Raw genomic sequence first — 15,753 nt, 5'->3', positions numbered from 1 at the left:
CGCAACATCAAAGGACGTCCCCGCGCCGCGTCGAACCCGGTCGCCGGAATCAGCCGGCCACCGGGGTGAGGGTGAGGGGCTGGACCTTGCCCTCCAGCATCGCGCCGAGGCCGAGGACCGCGCAGATGTCCGGGCGTTCGGCGATATGGACCGGCACTCCCGTGGCGTCGCGCAGCATCTGGTCGAAACCTGGCAGCAGCGCGCTGCCGCCGACCATCATGATGCCGCGGTCCGCGAGGTCGGCCACCAGGTCGGGCGGGCAGTCCCGCAGGACCTTGCCGATGCCGTCGAGGACGGCGGTCAGCGGTGTGTGGATCGCGTGGCGCACGGCCGCCGTGTCGACGTGCACCGAGCGGGCCAGGCCCGTCGCCACGTCCCGGCCGTGGATCTCCGTCGACTCCGGGCCGTACGGGGTGAGGCCGTTGCCGCTGAGGGCGATCTGCAGGGGACGTACGGACTGCGACGGGAGCATCAGTTCGTGGTACTGGCGCAGGTGCTGGACCACCGCGTGGTCGATGGCGTCGCCGCCGACCGGGATGCGCACGGCGGTCACGATCGAGCCCAGGGAGAGGACGGCGATCTGCGTCGTGGCCGCCCCGCACACGATGATCATCGTGCCTTCGGGGCGCTCGACGGGCAGGCCGCAGCCGACGGCGGCGGCGATGAGGGTGTCGACGAGTTCGACGCGGCGCGCGCCGAGTCCGACCAGGGTCTCGACGGCGGCGCGCTGCGCGAGCGGGTCGGCGTCGTGCGGGGTGCAGGCGGCGGCGCGCAGCCGGGGCTTGCGGCGCAGCGTGCGGCGCAGCTTCTCGCCGATGAGGTGGCGCAGCATGCGCTGGGCCATGTCGATGTCGACGACGGTGCCGCCGGAGACGGGGCGCATGACGCGGATGAAGTCAGGGGTGCGGCCCGTCATCTTCTCGGCGAGCTCACCGACCGCGATCAGGGCGCCGGTGCGGGTGTTGACGGCGGCGGCGCTCGGCTCGTCGACGACGAGGCCCGCGCCCTTCACGAACACCCGGGTCCGCGCGGCCCCCAGGTCGACGGCGAGATGGCAGCGGCGCAACTGCTCCAGACTGACGGTCATGGCAGATCCTCCCGAGAGCGCAGACCGTGACGGGTCGTCAAATAACGGCCCTCCTGGAATCCTGCGGCGGGGCGGCTCCGGGCGCGCGCTGGAATGAGCCGGGCGGGGTTCCGCCGGACGGGTGGTCTTGCCGGGCGTTGTTAGCATCCCGTGTGACCAGCACCCCCTCCTCGCCGGACCAGGCAGACGCTTCCGATCCCCCCGCGATATCCGCCCCCGCACCGGTGAAGGACCCCGCGCCGGGTGGTCGCCGCCGGATTCTCGCCGATCTCACCCCGCTGCGTATCTCCGTCGACTACCGGCGCCTGTGGGTCGGCAACACGGTGTCCTGGACGGGCCAGGCGATGACCGCGCTCGCGGTGTCCCTCCAGGTGTACGACATCACGCGCTCCAGCTTCTCCGTGGGCCTCGTCGGCCTGTTCTCGCTGGTCCCGCTGGTCGTCTTCGGCCTCTACGGGGGCGCCATCGCGGACACGATGGACCGGCGCAAGCTCGGCCTGTACAGCGCGTCCGGCTCGTGCGCGCTGTCCGTGGCACTGGCCGTCGCGGCGCTCGCCGGCTATCACCGGGTGTGGCTGCTCTACGCGGTCGTGTCCCTCCAAGCGGTGTGCGGGGCGCTCAACTCCCCGGCGCGCACGTCGATGATCCCCCGCCTGCTGCCGCCGGAACACCTGCCGGCGGCGAACGCGCTCGGCTCCATGACGACCACGGCCGGCACCCTCATCGGCCCCATGGTGGGTGGCGTCGTGGTCGGTCTGTGGGGCTACCAGACGGCGTACCTGATCGACGCGGTCGCCTTCTCGGCGGCTCTGTACGCGATGTGGCGGCTGCCGGCGATGTTGCCGGACGGGCCGGAGGGGGAGCGGCGCAAGCGGGCCTCCGTGGTGGACGGCCTGCGGTTCCTGGCCGGGCGGCCCAACCTCCGGATGACCTTCTTCACGGACATGTGCGCGATGGTCCTCGCGTATCCACGGGCGCTGTACCCGGCTGTCGCGCTGCTCTGGTACGGCGGCGACGCCCGGACCACCGGCCTGCTCGTCGCCGCTCCCGCGGTGGGCGCGCTGCTGGGCGGGGTGTTCTCCGGCTGGCTCGGCCGCGTGCACCGGCACGGCCTGGCGATCGTGATCGCCGTGTGCGGGTGGGGCCTCGCCATCGCCGTCTTCGGCCTCACCAGAAACCTCTGGCTCGGCCTCTTCTTCCTCGCGCTCGCCGGCTGCGCGGACACGGTCTCGATGGTCTTCCGCGGCACGATGCTCCAGGTCGCGGCCCCCGACGAGATGCGCGGCCGCCTCCAGGGCGTCTTCATCGTGGTCGTGGCGGGCGGCCCCCGCCTCGGCGACTTCGTCGCAGGCTCGACAGCCGACCTCGCGTCCCCCACGGTGGCGGTCACGGGTGGCGGCACGGCCTGCGTGGTGGCGGTCCTGCTCCTCGCCCTGAAATGGCGCAAGTTCCTGAGCTACGACGCCAGGAAGCCGACGGCGTGAAGGCGGTCGGGGAGTTACGGAGGCGGATCGCGCATCGGTACTCCGACGAGCGGACGCGGATCTACGTGCGGTCGCACTTCGAGCCGGGGATCAGTCACTTGCCGGTGGCGCCGCCCGGGGCCTGAGGGGCGTCAGCGGTGCAGGGCGTCGAGGAGGTCGGTCAGGTTGTGGACCAGGTGGCGGGCGCCGGCGTCGGTCAGGCGGGTGGCTGTGCGGCGGTTCGGGGCGTAGCCGATGAAAGGGAGGCCTGTCGTCCGGGCCGCCGCCAGCTCCCCGGGGGACGAGCCGATGAGTACGCCGTGCGGGGTGGGGGAGCCCGGCTGATGCAGGGCGCGGTGCAGGGCGTCCGGGTTCGGCATGAGGAGGCGGGGGTCTTCGGAGCGGCCGTGGACGCCCGCGCTGACGGCGAGGGCACGGTTCTGGAGGTGGGCCGAGACGACGTGCGGTGACACGTCGCTGACCACGGACACCGGGCGGCCGGTGGAGTTGAGCGTGCGGATCAGGAGGTCCGCGTCGCGGGTGGGCCGGGCCGTGCGCAGGGCGCGCAGTTCGATGGCGTCGAGGCGCTCGCGCAGGGGCTGGGCGAGGCGGCGATGGCCGGCGAAGGTGCGCAGGACGTCCAGGGGGTGGATGTCGACCTCCATGGGTGTGTCGACGGCGCGCAGGGGGTCGCCGGACAGCGCCTCGTCCGGGTGGCGGAGTTCGGTGGCCAGTTCGGTGAGTTCCCTGGCAGCGTCCCGGGCAGCCCGGGCACCGGCGTAGAGCTGGAGGAGCGGGCCGTCGAAGCCCAGGAGGAACGCCTCGGCGGTGGCGAGTGTGTCGGCGAGGGACGGCGGGCGGCGCGTCTGCATGCCGAGGGTCAGGTCGAGCGCGTGGACGTCCTCGGACTCCGCGACATCGAGTGCCTCGGTGAAGCTCAGACCGCGGGAGGAGGGCGGTGGCTCGGCGTCGAGCAGGTGCCAGCGGACCGCGTAGCCGGGCAGGGGGCGGCTCGCGAGGCGGCGTTCGAGTTCCGCCCGGTCCAGTGGGGTGGGCAGGCGCCTGATCTCCGTGTCCAGGCGGTGGGTCAGTTCGTCCGTCAGGTCCAGGCCGGTGTGGAGCACGGCCTCCTGGGGGTCCGCGACGCGGACGGAGGCCCGGGCACCGGGGCCCACGTCGATGAACAGGCTCTGCTGCCTGACGTCGACCTCGTAGTACTCCCACGTCAGTTCGGTCTCGTCGGGCGGGGTGAACGTGAGGCTGCGGTCCGGGCGGCGGTAGACGACGACGGTGTGTGCGTGGGCGGGGCGCGGTGGTTCGCCGTCGGGGGGCATGGACAGCGGGCCGCGTACGGGGTTCTGCGTGCTCTCCTCGACGACGGTCTGCGACAGATACTGGAACCAGCGCCAGTACGTGCCCGCGGCGCCGGTGGAGGCGTTCTCGGGGAGCGTGGCGCGCAGCGCGGGGGAGACGACGACCACGGCGTCCGCGTCGTCGGCGTCGAGGTCCGCGCGCAGGGTGTCGGCGTCCGGCCGGTCCGGCCCGGTGGCGGGCCAGAACGTCACGAGCAGACGCGGGCAGCCCGGCACCTCCCACAGGCGGGCCTGCAAGTGGCCCACGGTCGCGGTCAGCAGCCGGCGCGTGGCGTCCTCCGTCTTCACCAGGACCTCGTGGCCGTCCGGGCGCGGCTGCAGGCCGTGCTCGCGGGCGCCCAGACCCGCCTCGGTGATCAGGAGCGCCACGGCCCGGCCGAGCGCGGTGTGCGCGTCCGGGTGCACGGGATCCTCGGCGAACCGGAACATGACCGACGTATGGGCGCGGGCCGCCGCCCGCGCGTCGCCCTGGGCCTCGCGCAGGTCGCGGTGCAGCTCCTCCAGGGCGGGCCCCGTACGGCCGCCGACCGCCTCGTATTCCTCGTACGCCTCCAACGCCTCGTCGATACGGCCCAGTTGGCGCAGGGCGATCATCTGGAGGCGGCGGAAGTCCTCGCGGGAGGGGTGGTCGCGGACGAGGTCCGCCAGATCGGCGGCGGCGCGCTCGAAGTCGCCCAGGTCCAGGTCCAGTTCGGCGCGGGTGCGGTGGAGCGTGAGGTGGAGCTGGGTGAGGCGCGTGCGGGCGGCGCGGGCGGCGGGGCCGCGGACTCCGTCCAGGGGGGTGCCCCGCCATAGGGAGAGCGCCGCCGCGATGTGGGTGCGGGCCGTGTGCAGATGGCCCGCCGCGCGTTCGGACTCGGCGAGGGTGACCAGCTCCTGGCACTGGAGGATGTCGAGGGTGTCGGTGCTGGTGTGCAGGGCGTAACCGTCGGAGAGGGTGGCGAGGGTGCCGGGGCCGAGAGCGTTGCGCAGGCGGGAGGCGTAGGTGCCGAGGAGGGCGTCGGAACGGTCCGGGCGTTTGCCGGCGGCCCACAGTCCTTCCGTCAGCTCGAAGCGGCTGACGGGGTTGCCGTGCCTGAGCAGCAGCATGGCGAGCATGGACTGGAGCGCGGGGGCGGACGGGGTGAGGGGCGCGCCGTTGCGGGTGACGGTCAGGGGGCCGAGCAGGCGGTAGTGGCGTCGGTCCGCGGGGGTGGGTTCGAGGTCGTCGGACGGCAGGTTCCCGAGCAGTACCTCGAGAGCTTCTCGCTGGCGGGCGGCGTCCCCTGACATGAGGCCCTCCGCGGCGAGGACATGAAGCTGCATCAGGCCGTCGTCGTCGACTGCCGCACCGATGTTCAACAGGTTGAGAACGACCCCCAGTTGGTGCAGGTCATCCGCGATGCCGTCGGGGCGGCTCGACCCCGAGGCGAACGGCGTGAGTTTGACCGTGCCGTCCGGCAGCAGGGCGACCTTGGGCATGCCGATTGCGCCGTGGGTGATTCCGGCGGCGTGCACGGCTTCGACGGCGCGGGCGAGCTGGATCACGACGGAGGCGCGCAGAGGCGCCGGGAAGAGGTAACCCCCGATCGAGTAGAGGGTGTTGAGCGCGACACCCTCCAGGAACTCCATGACCGTGAACGCCGTGCCGTCCTCCTCGACGCCGAAGTCGTGGACCTTCGCCACGTTCGGGTGGTCGATGCGGGTCAGCACGCGCGAGGCGTCGAGGAACGCGCGGCGCTGTCGCGCCGGCATCTGCCCGTACAGCTTCACCGCCACGACACGGTCCAGCTCCTCGTCCCTGGCCTCCCACACCGTTCCGGCGGGCCGGAGCCGCCGCAGCAACCGGTACCGGCTGCCGAGTCCGGGCGAGGGTGTCCCGCCCGACAGCCTCCGTACGCTCTCCTCGCTGACCGTCGCGAACGCCTCCCCGTCCGCCCCCCGCGTCGCCGCCCGGAACTCCCCGGCCGCCACGCCGGCCCGCTCGTCGATCAACGCGCCCACCCGGCCGAGGAGTTCGGACGTGCGGCCGCGGGCGGTACGGGGCAGGGAGCGCAGCAGCAGGTCCCGTACGCCGTCCCGGAACACGTACGAGCCCGGGGGCCCCGGAGTCGTCGCGAGCATGCCGCTGAGGATCACTTCGGCCAGATGCTGCGGGCGCGGTTCGGGTTCCAGGGCCGCGTGGACCAGGCGCATCACCGGCAGGTGCGGGACCCCGACCGCCAGGTGGCCCGCAAGGCGGAAGGCCTGCGGGGACGCCGTCGCGCGAAACCGCAGGACGAGGTCCTCGGGGGTGAGCGACGCGATGTCCTCGCGGGGCTCGTCCATGACCGGTGACGGGGCCAGCCAGGCGGCCGCGCCCGGGACGTGGACGCCTCCCGCGGTCGCGGTCAGGCGGGACCAGTTCGCCAGCCAGGCCGGGGCGGGTTCGAGCACCGGCAGGGGGACCGCGTCCGGGTGCCGGGGCGGGCCGGGTTCGCCGCCGTCGTACGGGGTGAAGCCGAGAGAGGAGAGCGGGGCCGCGGCGTGCGGCGCGGTGAGGCGCCCCGGGCGGGCCGGGAGCGCCGTGGTGCGCCAGAGGTGTTCGGGCAGCGGCTGGATCACGGCCACAGGCATGCGCGACGCGAGGGTGTGAAGCGTGCGGAACCAGCGCCTGCCCGCCGCGCCCTGCCGCCACTGCGGGCCCGTGCAGTCGCTCAGCAGGAGGGCGACCGTGCGGCCGTCGTGCGGGACGGCCAGATGCTCGACGCGGCCGTCGGGGGTCGCGCGGTGCACGGTGACCGTGCGGAAGATGCCCGACTGGGCGAGCGCGGCGTGCAGTTCGCGGACCAGCGGCCGCCACACCGGCATCGTCGGACCGGTGTCGTGGAGCAGGATCAGGCGCAGCCACCGTTCGGGGGCGGGGCGCAGGACGGGCACCCAGGACGAGGGGTGCGCGCCGAGGCGGGCGATGCGGTCGGCCGTGGCCCGCTCGTCCAGGACGCGCCCGCCCGTGAGCGACGGGACGCTGCGCTTCAGGGGGCGCAGCGCCCGTTGGAGGGGGAGCGGGTGACGCAGCATCGGGGGTGCCGGGGCGAGCAGGGAGGCGGGGGTGGCCCCTGCGGGATCGTCCTGCTGGTCCATGTACAGGGGGACCCGGTCGCGGCTTCGGGGTGTGCGGTGCGAGGGCGCGGGTGCCTTCGGGGGTGTACGGGGGGTGGGCGGCTGGGGGTGTGGGACCGGTGCGTCCCCGGTCGCCGGATCCGGTGGCGGGCTTTCGGGCGGGGGATCGGCCGGCGGGCCGGAGTGGCGGTCGGCCTCCTCCATCCGCCCCGCCAGCCACAGCAGTTCCGCCAGTTCCACCGGTGTCGGTGCGGTGCCGCCCGACGCCGCTGTCAGGGCGGCTGCGAGGTCGGCGAGTTGGGCGAGTTCAGTGCGCATCGGGGTCGGCCGCCCGGCTCAGATACGGCATCAGGCGCTCCGCCAGCTCATCGCGGGAGGTCTCGTCCAGGCCCGCCGCGCCCGTCAGGTAGATCGCGTTGAGGAGCTGGTCCGTGGCGAGTTCGCCGCTGCCCGCGCGGGCCAGGAAGCGGGCGATCAGGGGCCGGGCGTGCTCGTCGGGCTCGCCGAGGTGGGCGCGGACGATCTCGGCGAGGTGGGCCTCGTCGGGGCGGCGCAGGCGCAGCGTGACGCAGCGGCGCAGGAACGCCGGCGGGAACTCGCGTTCGCCGTTGCTGGTCAGGACGACGAACGGGAACGCGCGGCAGCGGACCCTGCCGCGCACGACCGGGACCCGGGCGTCCGTGCCGTGCGCCATCACCTCGGCGCCGGCGTCCGGAGTGTGCCGTGCGGCGCGGGCCAGCTCCGGGATCTCGTACTGGCCCTCCTCCAGGATGTTCAGGAGGTCGTTGGGCAGGTCGAGGTCGCTCTTGTCGATCTCGTCGATGAGCAGCGTCCGGGGGCGCGTGTAGGGGAGGAGCGCCGTGCCGAGGGGGCCGAGGCGCAGATGGTCCTCGACGCCGCTGTCGCCGTAGCTGTCTCTGCCGGGCCGGGGCCGGTCCGTGCCCCGGGCGGCGTACAGGCGTGACAGCGGGTCGTACTGGTAGAGGCCGTCGGCGAGTGTGCTGCGGCTCGTGATGTTCCAGCGCAGGACCGGGCCGAGGCACAGCTCGCGGGCGACCGCGTACGCGAGGGACGACTTGCCGGTGCCGGGCGGGCCCGTGACGAGGAGGGGGCGGCGCAAGTAGAGCGCGGCGTTGACGAGCTGGACGCTCTCGGGGGTGGCCCGGTAGGTGTGGGCGCGGTGCACGCGGTCCGGGGAGACCGCCGCCGTGTCGTCGCCGTCGGCCGGGGCGGGCAGGGCGGGGCCGCCGTCGAAGGCGCGCCACGGCGGGGGAGCGGGGAGCTGGTCGATGCCGTCGTGCGGCTCGGTCGTACCGGTGTAGACGGGCCACAGGGGCATGATCCGGATCTCCGTAAGGGGGGCGGGTCGGTCAGGCGTGTTCAGGCGACGGGTGAGTGGAGGTGGGTGGTCGTGGCGTGCGGGTCCGGGAAGCAGCGCGGGTCGTCCCACAGGAGCTGGACGTCCCTCGCCCAGTGTCCGTCCGGGTCGTCCGCCGCGTCGGCCGTCTCGCGCAACGAGAGGATGTGGCGCGGTAGTTCGGCGGGCGTCACCCCGGCGACGTACGGGCCGATCGCGTCGAGGAACGCCGAGCCCGCGCAGCCGCCGTGCCCCTTGCCCGCCGCCTCGTCCGTCCATGCCCCCGTGTGCTCGCCGCCGCACCCCGAGCGCGGCCACAGCAGGACCGGCACCGGCTTGGTCAGCGCCGTGTCGAAGCGGGGGCGGGAGTGCTCGGCAGCGGGCGGCGCCGCGAACCCGGCGACGTCGGCCGCGCGCAGCCGCAGCCGCAGCTTCCTCGGGTCCTCGCCGCTGTCGCACTCGACGCGGTGCACCAGTGCGTTCGCGCCCGCGTCGATCCCCTGCCACCGGCGGGTGAGCCGGTGCCGCAGGCCGCCCCTGCGCCGCGCGTGGTCGGTGACGACGAGCGGGTACGAGCAGCCGAGCGGCGTGGGGTCGTCGGGGCCGCTCTCCCACTGGTCGACGTCCCAGTTCAGCCACTCGCGGGGCAGCGCGAACGCGATCAACTCGTCGGTGTCCGGGGTGAGATGGGAGAAGGCCTCGTCGATGCGCTCGCGGACGTACGGGCGCAGCTCGCGGTGCGCCAGGGTGCACGAGTCCACCGGGTGGCGGCGGCCCGCGCTGTACGCCGACACCTCGACCACCACCTGGTCGCCGCCCGCCCCGCTGCGGTCGATCTCGACGAGGATCGGCGACCAGTCGGGCAGGGCGTGGCGCGCGGTCGCACCCGTCCGCGGCGCGTCGAGGAGGGCCTCGACCCGGTCCGCGAAGCGGGTCACCGACTCCGGGTCGTCGAGCTCGCACAGGACGTACCAGGCCGCGGCCCACAGGGAGTCGAAGCCGTCGGGCGGCACCGGCGGGCCGAACGGGCCGGCCGCGTCCAGGTAGAGGCGCTGCGGCGAGCACTCGAGGCCCGCGCGCGCCGCCTTCGCGACGAGGACGCGCAGCCGGTCCCGGTCCGCGTCCTCGTGGGCCGGGGTGGGGAGGCGCTCGCCGAGCTCGGGCCAGTAGCGGGCCATGACGTGGGTGGGCAGCATCCGGCCGTTGCGCACGCCGCGGCCGCCGGTGGCCGTGACCATTCCGACGACCTCGCCGGTGCCGGCGAGCGCGACCGCGGCGCCGCTGAACCCGGCCTCCAGGGGCTGGCCGTGCCCGTTCCACGCCTCCAGCTGGATCCACTCGCCGCCGATCAACTGGGCGGCGGTGGCCCGGTATTCGGCGAGCGTCCCCTCGTCGTAGCCGCGCGGGAAGCCGTACGCGACGAGCTTGCGTGGCGGCTCGCCGAACGCGGCGTCGGCCGGGGCGAAGGCGGCCGGGTCGACCGGCGCGTCCTCGTCGAGTTCGAGGACGGCGAGGTCGCCGGGGTCGGTGGGGCGGCCGCCCCAGCCGCCGTGCGACACGACCCGCGCCGGTACGGCCGCCGCGCCCGCCTCGTGCGGGAACGTGACCGTGACGGGTGCGGCGCCGCTGTCCGCGATCACATGGGCGCAGGTCACGATGTTGCGGCCGGTCACCAGGAAGCCGGCCCCGATCTGGCGCCCGCACTCGATCCTGGCGTGCCAGCGCGCGCTGTTCACGCGCCGTCCGTGGCGGCGCGGTCCGTCGCGGACCAGCTGAGCTTCACCACCAGATGGCCCTCGGCCGTGCCCTTGGCGATCACCGCGCCCGCCTCGGCGGACATCTTCACGCCGAACTCGATCTCCACGCCGTCCGGCTTGAGCGGCCCCTCGCGAAAGACCCGCAGCGCCGACTCGGCCGCCGAGCGCGCCCCGTCGAGCGCCGACTCGAACGTGCCGACGGCCTGCGCCGTGGGAAGGCCCCCGCGCGAGACGAGCCGTACCCCGGACCCCGTCTCGTCGGACGCCTCGAAGACGACGGGCGCGCCGTCCTCGGTCTCGAACTCCACCAAACCGTCCATGCCGCCCCCGTGAAACCGGTCGAAACGTGTGGCACATGCCTAACGCCATTGTGGCCGAGGGGCGTTGGGGCTGTCAGCCGCACCCGGACGCCGGCATCGGGATGCCGGCCGGATCGTGTCCGGATCGCTTCCTGGCGGGAAGGCGCCAGGGCAGCTTCCCGCCAGGTCCCGTCAATGTCGCCGTAACAGTGGGCACTTCACACTCTTCGCAGTGCTCGGGTAACACCCCGACCCGAGGCTTACGAAGAGAGGCAACGATGACCAGAGGACCAGCGAGACGGGGCGCGGCCCTGCTGTCGGCCGGGCTCGCGCTAGCGCTGCTTCCGGGCGGACAGGCCGTCGCCGGTGACACCACCACCCCGGCGGCCCGTGCCACCACGCCCGCCGCCCGCGCCGCTCACACAGTGACCCTGGTGACCGGCGACAAGGTGACCGTCACCGACCTCGGCGGCGACAAGAAGGCCGTCACCGTCGACCGCGCGAAGGGCGCGACCGGCGCCGTCAGGACCCAGGTGAACGACGGGAAGATCAGCGTCGTACCGGACGAGGCGCGCCCCTACCTCGCGGCCGGAACGCTGGACGCCCGGCTCTTCGACGTGAGTGAGCTGATACGTCAGGGGCTTGCCGACAGCAAGGCCGACGCGACCCCGCTCATCGTGTCGTACAGCGGGAAGAGCGCCCGTTCCGCGGCGCGCACCCCGAAGGGCGCCGACCGGACCCGCGCTCTCGCCAGCATCGGCGGCGCCGCCGTGGACGCCGGCAAGGGCCGCACGTTCTGGAACGCCGTGACCGCCCCCGAGGGCAAGGACTTCGCCGACGGCATCGGCAAGATCTGGCTCGACGGCCGCGTCAAGGCCGACATGGCCGAGAGCAACGAGCAGATCGGCACCCCGAAGGCCTGGGAGGCCGGGCTCACCGGCAAGGGCGTCAAGGTCGCCGTCCTCGACACCGGCTACGACGCCACGCACCCCGACCTCGCGTCCCGCGTCACCGAGTCCAAGTCCTTCATCGAGGGCCAGGAGGTCGCGGACGGCAACGGCCACGGCACCCACGTCACCTCGACCGTGGGCGGCAGCGGAGCAGCCTCCGACGGCAAGGAGAAGGGCGTCGCCCCCGACGCGACCCTCGCCGTCGGCAAGGTCCTCAGCAACCAGGGATCCGGCAGCGAGTCGCAGATCATCGCCGGTATGGAGTGGGCCGCCAAGGACATCCACGCCAAGGTCGTCTCGATGAGCCTCGGTTCGTCCGAGGCCAGCGACGGCACCGACCCGATGGCCGCCGCCGTGAACTCCCTGTCCAAGGAGACCGGCGCCCTCTTCGTCATCGCCGCGGGCAACTCCGGCGCCCCCGGCTCCATCGGCTCGCCCGGCGCCGCCGACTCCGCTCTCACCATCGGCGCCGTCGACTCCGCCGACGAGGCCGCCTACTTCACCAGCAAGGGCCCCCGCTTCGGGGACAACGGGCTCAAGCCCGACCTGTCCGCGCCCGGCGTCGGCATCCTCGCCGCCCGCTCCTCGCTGGTCCCCGGCAGTGGCGCGTACACCAGCATGAGCGGTACGTCGATGGCGACGCCGCACGTCGCCGGTGTCGCGGCCCTGCTCGCCCAGAAGCACCCCGACTGGACGGGCGCGCAGCTCAAGGACGCGCTGATGTCGACGTCCAAGGAGCTCGCCGACTCCGCCTACGACCTGGGCTCGGGGCGCGTCAGCGTGCCCGACGCCGTGACCGCGGACGTCACCGCGACCGGCAGCGCCGACCTCGGCTACTACAAGTGGCCGTACGAGAGCAACAAGCCGGTCACGAAGACGGTCACCTACAGCAACTCCTCGGACAGCGCGGTGGAGCTGACGCTGGCCGCGGAGGGCGCGGCCGACGGCGTCGTCTCGCTCGCCGACAGCAAGCTGACCGTGCCGGCGCACGGCACCGCCTCCACGACCGTGACCGGTGACGGCGCCAAGGCCGCCGTCGGGAACACCAGCGGGCGCATCGTCGCGTCCGTGGCCGGGAAGCCCGTCGCGCACACGGCGTTCGGCCTGGTCAAGGAGGAGGAGCGGTACACGCTCACCGTCCATGTGAAGGACCGGGACGGCGCCGCGACGGCCGCGTATCTCGGCGTGCAGCGGCTCGTCGGGAACACCGATCCGTTCCCCGCCACGGTCGGTGACTCCGGCACCCTCCAGCTGCGCCTGAAGCCCGGCTCGTACTACGTCGAGTCCTACCTCGACGTGCACGGCAGCCACGGCAAGGACTCCCTCGGACTCGGCTACCTCGCCGACCCCGAGATCAAGCTCGACCGGGACCGCGAGATCACCCTCGACGGGCGGCAGTTGAAGGAGGTCAAGGCCGACGTCGGCCGGACCACCGAGACCCGCCACCTGCTCATGGAGGCCGACCGGAAGGCGGGCGGCGCCGACTACATGAGCGCGGTCCAGCTGCCCGTCAAGTACGACAGCATCTTCGCGGCCCCGACCCACAAGGTCACCGACGGGTCCTTCGAGTACCGCACCGTGTGGCGCCTCGGGAAGCCCACGCTCCAGGTGGACGGCCTGCGCGAGGCAGTCGTCCAGCCCGGCAGCAGCCTCACCGAGGGCCGCAGCAGGCTCGCGGTCGTGGATGCCGGGGCCGGCGCGCCCGCCGACTACGCGGGCAAGGACGTGCGCGGCAAGGCCGTCCTCGTACGGCGCACCGACGCGCTCTCCCCGGCCCAGCTCGCCCAGGCCGCGCAGGACGCGGGCGCCAAGGCGCTGTTCGTCACCGACGGCGCCGCGGGCCGGCTCAACGCCTGGTTCGGCACGGACGACTACACCGACCGGCCGCTCCAGATCGCCACGGTCGACGCCGCGGACGGCGCGAAGCTCGCCGCGGCCGCGAAGGCGGGCCGCAGCGTCACGATGACCGGCACCGGCAACACGCCCTGGGTGTACGACCTCACCGACGAGCACAAGGGAGCCGTCCCGAGCGGCGACCTGACCTACCGGCCCGGCAAGTCCGACCTGGCCGTCATCGACGCCAAGTTCCACGCGGTGAAGCCCCAGGCGGGCGGCGAGTTCCGCTACTCCATCACCGACACCTTCCGCATCGGCCTCGGCTTCCTGCAGAAGATCGACTACCCGGCCGAGCGCACCGACTACGTCTCCACCGGTACCGGTCAGAAGTGGCACGAGTCCGTCCAGACGGGCCCGACCGACCTGGAGCAGCGCGGCGGCCTCGTCACCTACAAGGGCGGCACCCACAAGGAGCTCGACTGGTTCAAGCCGGTCTGGCACCCGTGGCTCGGTACCGGTCTCGGCTGGGGCCAGCAGCGTGCCGGCAACAACCTCCAGTTCAACGTGCCCGGCTGGGGCGACTCCGGTCCCGACCACACCGGCTTCGGCGACGTGTGGAGCGACAGCACTCAGACGCAGACCTCCGAGGCGTACGTCGACGGGGTGCTCAAGGACCGCAAGAAGAGCTCCGCCGTGTACGTGCGGGACGCCGACCCGGCCGAGCACACCTACAAGGTCGTCACCGACACGACTCTCGACCCCGCGCGCTGGAAGCTGGCCACGAAGGGCCACTCCGAGTGGACGTTCAAGTCCGCCGAGACCCCCGACGACCGGTGGACGTTCCTGCCGCTGCTCAACCTCGGCTTCGACGTCGACACCGACCTCGCGGGCAATGTCCGCGGCGGACACCAGGTCTCCGTCGGGATCAGCTCCGAGTACGTCAAGGGCGCCCCGGACACCGGGAAGATCGGCGGCGGCTCCCTCGAGGCCTCGTACGACGACGGCAAGACCTGGACGAAGGTCGCGCTCGACGGGCACGGCGCGTCCTGGAAGGGCACGCTGAAGGTCCCGGGCGACGCGGAGTACGTGTCCCTGCGCGCCTCGGCGAGCGACGACCGGGGTGGCAAGGTCACCCAGGAGATCATCCGGGCGGTGGGGGTGAAGTAGCCCTTCCGGTAAGGATGTTCTGACCTGTACGGGTGTACTGACCTGTACGGATGTCTGACCGAAGGCCCGGTGCGGCAGCCAGCTGCGCCGGGCCTTCGCGTGCGTCTCAGCCCCCTTTCCGTCCACCCAGTGATACGCCGCTGTCCGCCATGCGGGAACGCCCTTGTGGGGGCGCTGTGGCCGCGGACAGGATGCGTGCATGGCTCCGGTACTCGTCTCGCGCGTGCTCGTCTCGCGCCGCCACGTGGATCTTCTGCGTGTGTCGACGATGCTCTGTCCGGCCGCTTCCGGCACCGACGCCCTTTCCTGAGGCACTCCGGCGAGGCATCCCCTCGCCCGGTCCGCCCGCGTCCCTGTCCCGTATGCCGCTCCCGCGGCCCCGTGTCCGTTCCCGCAGTAGTCCACGCCCCCGCGCGATTCCCGAGGTGTCGTCATGCCCGAGAACCACCCTCTGCTGCACTGGTACCTGCCGGCCCGGCGGCCGGCCGACATCGACTCGCTGGCCCCCACGGCCCTGGCCGCGGAGCGCGCCGGGTTCGACTCGCTCTCGATGCCGGCCGGCGGCCCCGACCCGTGGGCGCTCGCGTCCGGGCTCTGTCGACGCACCGAGCGGATCGGCTTCCTCGTCGCGCTGCCCACCGGCAGCGCGGGCCCCACCGTCATCGCCCAGCAGGCCGACGCGTTCCGCCGGTTCGCGGGCGGCCGCCTCAGGCTCGACGTCGGCGCGCACGGCGCCGGGCTGACCCACGACCAGCGTTACGGGCGCACCGACGAGGTGATGGCCGTCGTGCGCGACCTGCTCGACGGCAGGCGTATCGACTTCCAGGGCGAGCATGTGCAGGTCGAGGGCGCCCAGTTGAGCGACCCGGCCGTCGAGCATCCGGTGCCGCTCTACTTCGGGGGTGAATCCAAGGCTGCCGACGGCATCGCGGCCCGGCGGGCCGATGTGCGGCTGGTGAGGAGCGCGCCGCCGGCCGTCGTCGCGGAGCGCGTGGCCCGCTCGCGGGACCGGAATCCGCGGCTGCGGTACGGGCTCCGCCTGCGCCTGGTGGGCCGCGCCGAGGTGTCCGAGGCGCGGGACGCGGCGGACCGGATCCTGGACGACGGCAGGAGCGGACCGGCGGGGGACGCGGTCGTCGGTACGTACGACGAGGTGGCGCGGCGGCTGTTCGCCTACCGGCAGCTCGGCATCGACGAGTTCGTCCTCTACGGCTGTACGGGTCCCGGCGAGCCGGCCCGCGTCGCCGGTGAGATCCTTCCGCGGCTGCGTGCCCTCACGGACGCGGCCGCGGTGTGCGGGGCGTGACGCGCGGCGGCGCCGCCTCCCCGTGGGACCGGGGGAGACGGCGCCGCCGCGGTTGACTCCGCGTGACCTGCGCGGTC

8 protein-coding genes are annotated in these 15,753 nt (G+C 73.5%); 3 read left to right on the top strand and 5 right to left on the bottom strand.

Annotation, left to right across the window (positions count from 1 at the left end; translation table 11 throughout):
• Positions 1–49: 49 nt before the first annotated feature.
• On the bottom strand, positions 50–1,087 hold the full coding sequence (locus ACWFR4_RS03730; RefSeq protein WP_453457741.1) for a rod shape-determining protein: 1,038 nt from the start codon (positions 1,085–1,087) through the stop codon (positions 50–52).
• 206 nt (positions 1,088–1,293) lie between these two features.
• Here ACWFR4_RS03730 and ACWFR4_RS03725 point away from each other — a divergent pair, with 206 nt between their 5' ends.
• Positions 1,294–2,571, top strand: coding sequence for an MFS transporter (locus ACWFR4_RS03725; protein WP_453457750.1), 1,278 nt, complete (start codon positions 1,294–1,296; stop codon positions 2,569–2,571).
• 131 nt (positions 2,572–2,702) lie between these two features.
• Here ACWFR4_RS03725 and ACWFR4_RS03720 read toward each other — a convergent pair whose 3' ends face one another.
• The 4 genes from ACWFR4_RS03720 to ACWFR4_RS03705 are packed head-to-tail and all read right to left on the bottom strand — an operon-like array spanning position 2,703 to position 10,438.
• Positions 2,703–7,322, bottom strand: coding sequence for an SAV_2336 N-terminal domain-related protein (locus ACWFR4_RS03720; protein WP_453650571.1), 4,620 nt, complete (start codon positions 7,320–7,322; stop codon positions 2,703–2,705).
• Complete coding sequence (locus ACWFR4_RS03715) at positions 7,312–8,343, bottom strand: AAA family ATPase (protein ID WP_453457735.1); 1,032 nt, start codon at positions 8,341–8,343, stop codon at positions 7,312–7,314. The genes ACWFR4_RS03720 and ACWFR4_RS03715 overlap by 11 nt, the downstream gene beginning before the upstream one ends.
• A 41-nt stretch (positions 8,344–8,384) precedes the next feature.
• Positions 8,385–10,097 (bottom strand): VMAP-C domain-containing protein, encoded by a 1,713-nt coding sequence (locus tag ACWFR4_RS03710; RefSeq protein ID WP_453650569.1) that lies wholly within the window; start codon positions 10,095–10,097, stop codon positions 8,385–8,387.
• Entirely contained in the window at positions 10,094–10,438 is a 345-nt protein-coding gene (locus tag ACWFR4_RS03705; protein WP_382997967.1) for a CU044_2847 family protein, read from the bottom strand. The genes ACWFR4_RS03710 and ACWFR4_RS03705 overlap by 4 nt, the downstream gene beginning before the upstream one ends.
• A 257-nt stretch (positions 10,439–10,695) precedes the next feature.
• On the opposite strand from ACWFR4_RS03705, the gene ACWFR4_RS03700 reads away from it, so the two are divergent.
• Together ACWFR4_RS03700 and ACWFR4_RS03695 are read left to right on the top strand one after the other, a co-directional pair.
• Entirely contained in the window at positions 10,696–14,370 is a 3,675-nt protein-coding gene (locus ACWFR4_RS03700) for a S8 family serine peptidase (RefSeq protein WP_453650567.1), read from the top strand.
• 433 nt (positions 14,371–14,803) lie between these two features.
• The gene (locus tag ACWFR4_RS03695; RefSeq protein ID WP_453457727.1) at positions 14,804–15,676 is read left to right on the top strand and encodes an LLM class flavin-dependent oxidoreductase; all 873 of its coding nucleotides are present in this window, start codon (positions 14,804–14,806) and stop codon (positions 15,674–15,676) included.
• Positions 15,677–15,753 lie beyond the last annotated feature (77 nt).

The sequence above is a fragment of the Streptomyces sp. NPDC055140 genome, assembly GCF_053607285.1.
The sequence above is the reverse complement of the archived record's forward strand: the minus strand, read 5'-3'. Positions and strand labels throughout refer to the sequence as shown.

What these genes read in the sequence shown, in the direction of transcription:
- ACWFR4_RS03730 (WP_453457741.1), bottom strand. Translation starts at nt 1,087, where the DNA reads ATGACCGTCAGTCTGGAGCAGTTGCGCCGCTGCCATCTCGCCGTCGAC.
- ACWFR4_RS03720 (WP_453650571.1), bottom strand. Translation starts at nt 7,322, where the DNA reads ATGCGCACTGAACTCGCCCAACTCGCCGACCTCGCAGCCGCCCTGACA.
- ACWFR4_RS03715 (WP_453457735.1), bottom strand. Translation starts at nt 8,343, where the DNA reads ATGCCCCTGTGGCCCGTCTACACCGGTACGACCGAGCCGCACGACGGC.
- ACWFR4_RS03705 (WP_382997967.1), bottom strand. Translation starts at nt 10,438, where the DNA reads ATGGACGGTTTGGTGGAGTTCGAGACCGAGGACGGCGCGCCCGTCGTC.
- ACWFR4_RS03700 (WP_453650567.1), top strand. Translation starts at nt 10,696, where the DNA reads ATGACCAGAGGACCAGCGAGACGGGGCGCGGCCCTGCTGTCGGCCGGG.
- ACWFR4_RS03695 (WP_453457727.1), top strand. Translation starts at nt 14,804, where the DNA reads ATGCCCGAGAACCACCCTCTGCTGCACTGGTACCTGCCGGCCCGGCGG.